This window comes from Zooshikella ganghwensis DSM 15267 (assembly GCF_000428585.1).
In the GTDB taxonomy this organism is placed as follows: Bacteria; Pseudomonadota; Gammaproteobacteria; order Pseudomonadales; family Zooshikellaceae; genus Zooshikella; species Zooshikella ganghwensis.
Genome location: NZ_AUAF01000163.1, coordinates 1 through 9,202 on the forward strand (window position 1 = coordinate 1; position 9,202 = coordinate 9,202).

A 9,202-nucleotide genomic window follows, 5' to 3' on the forward strand; every position below is an offset into this window, starting at 1 on the left:
TACTTTTAGACAGTCAGGGTCAACGGATTGCCGGCCATCCTGACTGGCCTGATCTTCCTGTCGTTGAACAAGCCATCAAAGATACAATGGATATTAAGATCGAAGACCATCACCTCATTGACTTCGCAAAAATACACTGGGAACAACGTTACGGACTACCCAAAGGCTTACCGCCGTTCAATTATATTGAGTGGAAGACCATTAACGGCTCAGTGGCAGACGAGCGTCGTCATAAAAGACAAGGCCATGGAAAAGCGGTAGCTGATTTAAGTGATATCAAAACATGGCATGTTGATCACAAATCAATTCCATTGAGTGCTGAGGCGACACACGCTTTTTTTCGCGTGCTCAGAAATCAGACGGTTGATGCTTCCGATTGGGCGTACATGATTACTGCCCAAATAAGGGCGGAGTCGACAGACCTCCTAAGCCAATCGTATAAGGAGCAACTCCAATATGCCGCGGCATTGGCCTATCGTTCTACTAATGTAAACAACGAAGCGGGCGAGTTATCTTCAGTCGAAATATCAACGATCAACCAACTGCTTAATGGTAATCAAAATGTCACTGCGTTTATTCCACATCTTCCTGCCAAAGGCTATGCTCCCTTTAATCTGAATGGGGTAAAAAGTACAGGGCATATACCCACCATCACATCCAAAAATCACGTGCTTGTAGTGGACGAAGCCTCGGGGGTTTTTCTTTGGTATTTTGCCGGGGGACCTTTAAATGGATTTCGGGGTGGGTTTACGAGTAAAGAAGAAGCCATAACATGGTATAAAAACTGGCTCACCAATCATGGCGGCCGGGCTTCTGCTAAGCATAAAGGTGATGTGTATCCATACTATAACAGTAACTTTGAAGCGTATTTAATACTCGATGAGTCGGGTTGGTGGTCTCTCAAAAAGACATATAATTTTGATCTTTCACATTGGCGCAGGGAAAAAGCCGACCAGCTCAAACTGTTACCCATCGGTAATATATCCTATGGCAGAGCGATGGCCGATCAATTTTTTAAAGCGACACGGGCGGATATCGATAGCCAATACAAACAACGCAATGAGCAATTTGCTGAAGATTTAAGGTACTGGTATGACTTTGCTGCAACAGCGGCCGCTATTTTAGGGGTGGGCACGTCCGGTCACTTGTCCAAAGTCTTAGATTTTTCTGTGATTGCTGGGGGCGTCGGTGTCGGTGGGGTCACCATTGCCAATGCGGATAACCCCAGTGAGGTACTTGAGGGTATTGGGGCCATTATTGAAGCCGCGGCCGATACGATGGAAGCTACAGGGGTTGGAGATAGACTTTCACGAAAATCTTCAGCTATCAGAAATTTAATCCTCAGTGGGACACAAAAAATCTCTCAGCGCACTTCTTTGAAGATTGATATGAGTCGGCCAGTACCCATTGTGTTAGAGAACAGGGTACCAGATAATGAGCAAAGTATTCTTAATCAAATTTGGAATACTCCACAATCAGAAACGACTTATCGCGCTAAAAAACTGAACATCACTAAAGATAATAAAAAATTGGAAGTTATGCTCTATCAAGGTAAAGCATATGCGCGCTTTCCATATGGTGATTGGTTTGACTCAAAGTTTGATATCTCGTTTGACAACCAACATTTACCCGTAAAACTCGAATTTGTGAATATTGATAAAAGTCGTATCAATGGCATTGAAGATTTATCTACAACAGATGTCAGTGAGATCTCTCTGCTAAATGAATCTGTTATCGGTGAGGGTATTTATCCATATAACTCAACAAATCAGAATGATCCTAAGTTTATTTATGTAAATAATGGAAAGTTTTACGCTGCTCGTAAAAAAACAGACACGGTAGGTGAAGTCTACGAGGTATATAGTGTAGACGCTACAAGTACTGAAACACAGGCTCATCCTTATGTTATTACGTTAGATGCTGATACTAAACAGGTAATTAGGGTTGAAAAAGCAGGTTTAGATGGCGGTGGCCCATTAAAGAAAAAACGGCCAGGGTTAAGTCTTCCACGTATAAATTTGGATGATCAGTTAATTGCTAGTCGCAATGGAACTCGCTTCAATCGAGGTTTAATTATTAACTATGCAAATGGAGCCGAATACTTTCATGGTGCAAGATCTTCTACTTTATTAGCATTTACAGCCCAGACAGGTGAAGACAAGGGAGCTTTGCTACCAATGGGCCAGCTACTAATTAAAGAGCTTTACCCCTTTAATGGTGAAGCAGGTAATGCACTGCACCCTAATGCACTGAATAGAGAGCATATTTCTTCAGTCAGCTTAAATGATTTCGGAGAGGCCTATGATTATGCAACGACGAATAACAGTTCGTGGAGCTTTGAAGAAACACAAGAAAAAATAGCTTCAAATGAAAAAGTACTCTCAGATTACGCTGAAAGTAACTCTTTAGGTACGGACTTTTTATCATTACAACCAGAAGAGCAGGCAAAAGAAATGCCTGAGTTTTTGAAGACAGTCCCTGGTAAATTAAAGCTATTAAAAGGACGCTTAGCTCGATGGAATAGCTTATCAATAACCCAAAAAAATTTAGTGACGAATGACTTTCCTGTTGTATTTGGTTTTGAAATAGCAGATAGATCAAGACTTAAACCAATTGATCAAGAGATTGGAATTAAAAATGGGGTGCTTGCTAATGAAATTAAAGTGATTTTTACAAATACAGGTAATGTAAATAAAATTAATTCGATAGTTAAATCCTCTGAAAATACAGCACATATAAAAGTTTATGCTTTTGATAGTATTAAAGATACTAGTAACCGCTCAGAAGCTAGGTCTTCAGAGCATCACGATGTCAGCTTTACATCTTCCGCTGAGGTTCATGGAAGTAACTTAATTAATGAGTGAGTCTCCTTTTAGGCATATGATAAATAATATTGTTAAAGACTTTAATTTAAATTTTGATAAAATTACTGGTGGAACTGAAAAAAAGGTTTTTTATAAACTACCTCATATTGAAATATCTGTCACGCCTGTGGAATAACAGTATGCCAGATTCTTGTTGAGTATGCTTTATTAGCTTTATCTGAATTAAATAAACCGAGGGAAAAAAGCTTTTCAAGTTTAATTAACTTTATTTAGCACAAAGTAATTTTACCCAAACAAAAAAAACGGCACAAAAGTGCCGTTAGAGGTTAAGTAACGCTTTAATATTGGATTAGTAACTTGCTTTCAATTCTTATTTAACTTCGAGTTTGTGGAGAATTATAGTATTAGCATCACCATAAATTCTTACTTTCCCACCAGTAGATTTATAGGTGGCAGTTGTAACTTTTGTGTTTTTACCGTTCCTTGATTTACTGTACTGACCCATCTGTGTTTTTTGAAGCTGATTAGCATTACCATCTTCAACATATAAGTTATCACCTTGGTAAATAACCTTGATGCTGTAAGTTTTTCCTTCAGGTAATACTTTAACTATTTCCCCACCGCTAGCATAAAGTGCTGGTGTTTCGAACTGGTATTTGCCTTCGTTAGGACATAGCATGTTCTCTGTTGCTGAGAGCACTTGTATAATATCTTGTCCATTGTATGACCAGCCAGTAATTTCATTGTCTACTTTTATTTGATCGCAAACTTTGTCGAACCGTGATGACATTTGAGTTTGTTTAGGAAATGAGCTTTCCCAATTGCTACCCCAGTTGCTTTCCCAATTACTACCCCAGTTGTTTTCAAAACTACTAGAACGGCGTGTACGATATTGATTTACTTTTTTGGGCTGGTTTTCTCCATTCCAAAAACTATTACTCCAGCCATCATTGAATGAGCTTTTAAAAGTACTTCTTGATCTATATGTGGAGTTTTCAGAATTGGTAGAACCTTTTACACACTTTCCATCAACCATTCGGGCTGAGGATGAAGAAGAGACATAACCAGAACCAGACTTTGACTGAGAATCGGTACAAGTTTCAGCGTGTGAAATTACTGAAAAAGATAAAGTGGTAGCAATTAATAATGATGATTGAATTGCAAGTTTTTTTATTTTCATGACTAATTCCTTATATTCGTTAATTTGTAGAAAATATTAAGTATTAAGAGTTTTGGTTTTTTTATTGTTTTGCTCCTTTTCAATATTTTTAACTTTGGTGTTTTATTTGATAGGGTATTTTATATTCAAAAATAATTATCAAAAGAGGGTGGTAATAAAAAGTTGGTATAAGTCACAATTATTTTTGTAACGCGTTTGATACAAATTTGTTAAAATATCACATATTAGTCTAAATCCGTTGATTCTACATGTCTTTGGATGTGGGAGGGAGGAGTTTAATTTAGCCGTTGTTCTAATTTTTGAGCTTGTGTAATTGGTATTAGATATTATTATTGCAATATATATAAAACTGGATATAACTAAATGTGCTATGTTTTGGTTTTTTAAATGAATGTTGTCTTTGAATTATGGTTGAATTAGTTGTGATGTTTTGCTTTATAAATAAGAGTGGTAAAACAGTAATGAGAAAAAAAAGCCTCTGCCTAAGAGGCTATATAGGTCTTAACCCTGCTGATTGTATTTATAATTTTTTGTTATTACAGCTATTTTTTTAATTAAGCCTCTGGTACAGCTTCTAGTGCAGCATCACAGTCCATTTTAGGTACATAGTTGTCAGTATCACCCTCTTTATGAACATAGCCTGAGCTGGTTGCTTGTAAATAACGTTTAACGGCTTCTTGGTTTAAGGTAGGGCTTTTCTCTTTCATTTTAGCGATACAGCCTACTACCTGAGCTGCTGCGATATTCGAGCTGACAATATCAGTTGACTTGTTGGGCGAAGCTATATTAAGTGCTTTTCTAATCACTGGTGCAGCTATAGTAGTTAAATGACTTACATTTTGTACAGAATAAATAGTATCTTTTATATCCTTATCTACAACCAAAATTGTTTGTGGAACAGTAAAGTGTGTAGATACTTTCGTTGGACTTTTATGGATAAGGTCATTAGTTAAATAGCCAGTAACTGAAATTACTTGTGGCAAGCAGGCTGGAAATTGTACTTTTCCAGTATAACCATTGTCACCTGTTGATGTGACAACAATTGCGCCCCTATTTATCAGTTTGTTGATCGAATCTGATATAATGCCAACTGTTGTATTTCTATTTAATACACTTGGAGTTGATGAACAGTCTGCTTTATCATAAACAATATCATTATATATTGGGGGAACGTAAATAATAGTTTCTGATAAGATATTTTTATCCAATTTGGCAAGTCCAATCATCTCAATTTCATAGGACTTCATATCGACTTGAGGAGTTGTTGTACGAGCAGTATTTACAATATCTCCAATGAAAGGCCGAGACCGTGATGCTTCACCATACAAATCATTGCTTAAAGATTCATACATTCTTGAAAATAAAATACTGGAAATTGCTGTACCTCTACCCCAATCGTCATCGGGTGCATCAATTCCGTGTGTAATAGATTTAATGATTTTTGGATCTTTTGAGCATGTAGGATCTTCCCACTTGCCATTTTGATAAATCTGTGATTCATAACGACAGTATCTGTTATTTATTACATGCTTTAGTGATTTATGATTTATAACTCCGGAGTCAAGTACAGATATATTTAATCCTCTTCCAGAATAAGGTGCATCTATTTTGGAAAATGCACTATGTTTTATTGATTTTTTTATTGTTTCAAGTTTTGTAAAAGCTTCTACTGTAATAATGTTGTTGGATTGTTTTAATATTTTATGATTGAAGAATTTGCTGATTAAAGCTAGAGAATCTTTGTCTTCATTACTGCTATTATATTCAACTATCACTTTGAATAATTCGTCAGTAGCGTCAATGCTGCCTGAAATGTCGCCAACAATTTTGTCTGTTAATTTATCTGCGCCTGGTAATTGTCTTATTTCATCTTTTGTTATAGCGAAGCAAGAAAAACTCCCTATCATACAGGCAGAAAAAAGAGTGGTTTTAATTATTTTATTCATGATAATTCCATTGGTTTTTCGTGATTAGATTTAAGTTAAAATAATTTAAGGTTTTTTTAAAATGTCAAAAATAATGCACTTTCACAATCTAGAACCGGTACAGAGTAATCATGATCATTTTGTCTTCGTGCTTGAAAGGCTGTAGAGCGAGTTAAAATTTCTTTTGCTAGACGGGGAGTAAGGTCAGGCTTTTTCTCTAGCATCAGAGCTATGCAGGCACTGACAGCCGGGGCAGCCATTGATGTTCCTGATAGGGATACTGCATAAGTAGTTAAATCATTTTCTTTAAAAAAGTTATTTGTTGACGAGATTTTATGCCCTGGTGCTGCTATGGTTGTTTCTGAAGATATGTTTGAGTCGTGGACTAGTGTGTTCTTTTCAAAAAATGTTTCATCCTCAGATGTGTAATTCTTGTGATGATTATTAGATACTGAAATAACATTTTCTAAACACGCAGGAAAGCTTTCATATCCTTCTAATGAATCATTTCCAGCTGCTGCTATAAATTGTACTCCTTTAACTTCTGTAAGATAATCTATCCATCCTTTAATTGTTTTTTCGTCATTATCTTGTAAACGAGAGTCACACTTTCCAGAGTATTTAGATAAACTTATATACATACTCATATTAACTATTTTGACACGGGATAATTTTGGATCGGAATTAAGTGTTGATAAAGCAGTAATAAAATCACCACTTACACCTCCAGAATGTGTAACTCTCATGTTTACCAGTTTCACATTTGGAGCTACACCTACAGGTGCACCACCTTTTAATGGTTGAGCGCCAATGATGCCAGCAACATGAGTACCATGTGAGTCTAAATTATTTTGCCCTTGGTAGTTATCTGGGCAAGTTTTATTAGTAGTACCTTGATCTAGATATGAAGAAAAACAGTAATGAGCAATAACATTATTTTTTAGTTGGGGATGATCCGAATTTATTCCGCTATCAATTACCGCAATGGTTACACCTTTTCCTGTGAAATCAGTTTTAAAATGAACGCCATCATTTTCTCTTTCTGTAAATCGAGTATGATTTTTTCTGAAACTTTGAAAATTATGATTTGATAGTGAACTGTTAGTTGATGTTTGAGCTGGAAGTGAAACTGATTCAATACTATTAATTTTCTTGAGTTTTAAAATATTAACTTTTGATAATTCTACACTTGCTATTTTTTTGGTTGAGCCAGGTGCAGTAGGTACTTCGAGAAGACTTTGATAAGCAACTGCATACTGATCGAGTAAACCTTTAGCAGAGTTTGCTGATTCAGCCTGGATGGTAATAATAACTACGATCTTTTGGTTATTGTCTAGAGTAGAAAGTTTTTTTAATAGATCTATTGAGAGATTTGAATCAGTACTAGAATTGGCTATTTTGATGCTTTGGTCCATTGCGGTTGCAGAGCTGTCTTTTGTGATAAAACTCTCATTTGCCATGATAAGGGATGAGCTTGTTAATAGTGCTAAGCTCATCGTTGTTAACTTGATGCTTTTCATAATGAGTCCTTTATTGTCTATTTGAAATAATTAATAGCCGTTAAAATTTCTGAAGTTTTTATGTATCTATGAAAACAAAATTGACAGGAATTTGAAAACAAAAAAAATAATATATGAGATTTGGTTCGTGTTATAGGTTTGTTGTAAATGAATTTTTTTTGAATAGTTTTTAGTTTTATTTGAATAAGGAGTGATATGTGTTTGAAAAGTTATCAATATCTATAAATATATAGTTAAATTACCTTCTAATTTGTTAATTTGTATTAAGATGTATCATTGTGTGCTGTGAATGCCCAGTGCTTGAAATGAAGGAAAGAAAGCATTATGTCTTTGTTACATTATTTTACTTCTGGCTTATTGTGGTTTGTCCAAGCTTCCACAAAAGCTTGAATAGTGTTAATGCTATTTGGGGTTGTAAAAATTTGTTATTGTAGAGTTCTGTAGTTGAGATCTTTTTTTGTTAAGTTATTCATTGTTTATTCGGGTTCTGCATCTTTGAATGCTTTTGGTTTAGTAGGAAAGCATTTACTGGTAGGCTGAAAAACTTATCAGGTAGCATTCTTTTATAGCCTCCATATTATTGGAAAAGGATTTTTGCATAGAAAAATAAAAAGTTTTGATTTGGTACAGCTTTTATTGATAAGGGTGCTATTTTTGGCGCGAATTTTTGTTTTGCCATCTTTCGTCATAATTTATCATTTTTCTTCGCTATACATGTTTGTTATAAGGCCATAATATTGAAATATACCGTTACCAATAAGTGCTCCACGAACTTTATTTGAGATGTGAGAAAAGTTGTTAAATCAATATAACTAACATGTGAGGATGAAATGCGTTTATTTACAAAGGCTTTGATATCGTTTTTGCTAGTCCCGCTATCTTGTCTAGCAGATGATGATGCAATGATAAGAAATATATTTAGTAAATATCATGTTAATGGTACGATAGTTGTTTCCTCTTTAGATGACCAAAAAAAATTATCTATAATAAGAAAAGAAGTCGCCAAGGATTTGTACCGGCATCAACATTTAAAATTTTGAATACATTGATTGCTCTCGATGAGGGGGTAATTACTGATAAAGTTATTTTTAAGTGGGATGGAAAAGACAAAGGCTGGGAGGCTTGGAATAAAGATCAGACACTAAAATCAGCTTTTGGTTTTTCATGCGTATGGTGTTATCAGCAAATTGCCAGTAAGGTAGGTAATGCACGCTATTTTAAGCACTTTACACAGATAAATTATGGAAATGGTAAAACTGGACCTGATGTACAACGTTTTTGGCTTGATGGTGACCTAAAGATATCTGCGCTACAACAGATTGACTTTATACGCAAAGTTTATGAGGAAGAACTTCCATATGCTAAGAAAGATATAACAGCACTTAAACATATAATGATTCAGGATAGTAATGATAACTATACATTATATGCAAAAACAGGCTGGTCTCAAAAAATTGGTTGGTTTGTTGGCTTTGTAGATACTAAATCGGGCCCTTGGTTATTTGCATTAAACATTGATATGCCTGATATTAAACAAGCGCCAATTAGAAAGAAAATTGTTGTTGAAACATTACAAGCTAAAAATATTTTATAGCCCTTAACAACTCCTTATAAACTTAATGATTGTAGTTTACCCTTCACAATCGACCCTGTAAATATTTCTGTGTATCCGCCCAGTTTTAAATATAGGGTCTAAGTCTATCTTCAAACTCAATCATAAATCGATTGAGCGCGGCTTTCCAGTTTCGAATC

6 protein-coding genes are annotated in these 9,202 nt (G+C 35.3%); 3 read left to right on the forward strand and 3 right to left on the reverse strand.

The annotated features are described in order from the left end of the window. Together F607_RS34890 and F607_RS34290 are read left to right on the forward strand one after the other, a co-directional pair. The coding region (locus F607_RS34890) for a hypothetical protein (RefSeq protein WP_038292059.1) at positions 1 to 2,864 on the forward strand (2,864 nt) is incomplete at its 5' end. Then, entirely contained in the window at positions 2,857 to 3,000 is a 144-nt protein-coding gene (locus F607_RS34290; RefSeq protein WP_157365563.1) for a hypothetical protein, read from the forward strand. The genes F607_RS34890 and F607_RS34290, both read left to right, overlap by 8 nt. A 195-nt stretch (positions 3,001 to 3,195) precedes the next feature. Here the strand turns inward: F607_RS34290 and F607_RS0122130 are convergent, their stop codons facing one another. From F607_RS0122130 to F607_RS0122140, 3 genes are all read right to left on the reverse strand, one after another. Next, positions 3,196 to 4,005 (reverse strand): hypothetical protein, encoded by an 810-nt coding sequence (locus tag F607_RS0122130; protein ID WP_027709815.1) that lies wholly within the window; start codon positions 4,003 to 4,005, stop codon positions 3,196 to 3,198. A 554-nt stretch (positions 4,006 to 4,559) separates the two neighbouring features. Next, complete coding sequence (locus tag F607_RS0122135) at positions 4,560 to 5,951, reverse strand: S8/S53 family peptidase (protein ID WP_027709816.1); 1,392 nt, start codon at positions 5,949 to 5,951, stop codon at positions 4,560 to 4,562. 56 nt (positions 5,952 to 6,007) lie between these two features. Continuing rightward, entirely contained in the window at positions 6,008 to 7,450 is a 1,443-nt protein-coding gene (locus tag F607_RS0122140) for a S8 family peptidase (RefSeq protein ID WP_027709817.1), read from the reverse strand. Positions 7,451 to 8,429: 979 nt separating this feature from the next. Here F607_RS0122140 and blaOXA point away from each other — a divergent pair. After that, positions 8,430 to 9,044 (forward strand): class D beta-lactamase, encoded by a 615-nt coding sequence (blaOXA, locus tag F607_RS31155; protein ID WP_268967651.1) that lies wholly within the window; start codon positions 8,430 to 8,432, stop codon positions 9,042 to 9,044. Positions 9,045 to 9,202: the final 158 nt, after the last annotated feature.

Coding starts and splice junctions, on each gene's coding strand:
- F607_RS0122140 (WP_027709817.1), bottom strand. CDS start 7,450: ATGAAAAGCATCAAGTTAACAACGATGAGCTTAGCACTATTAACAAGC.
- F607_RS0122130 (WP_027709815.1), bottom strand. CDS start 4,005: ATGAAAATAAAAAAACTTGCAATTCAATCATCATTATTAATTGCTACC.
- F607_RS0122135 (WP_027709816.1), bottom strand. CDS start 5,951: ATGAATAAAATAATTAAAACCACTCTTTTTTCTGCCTGTATGATAGGG.
- F607_RS34290 (WP_157365563.1), top strand. CDS start 2,857: ATGAGTGAGTCTCCTTTTAGGCATATGATAAATAATATTGTTAAAGAC.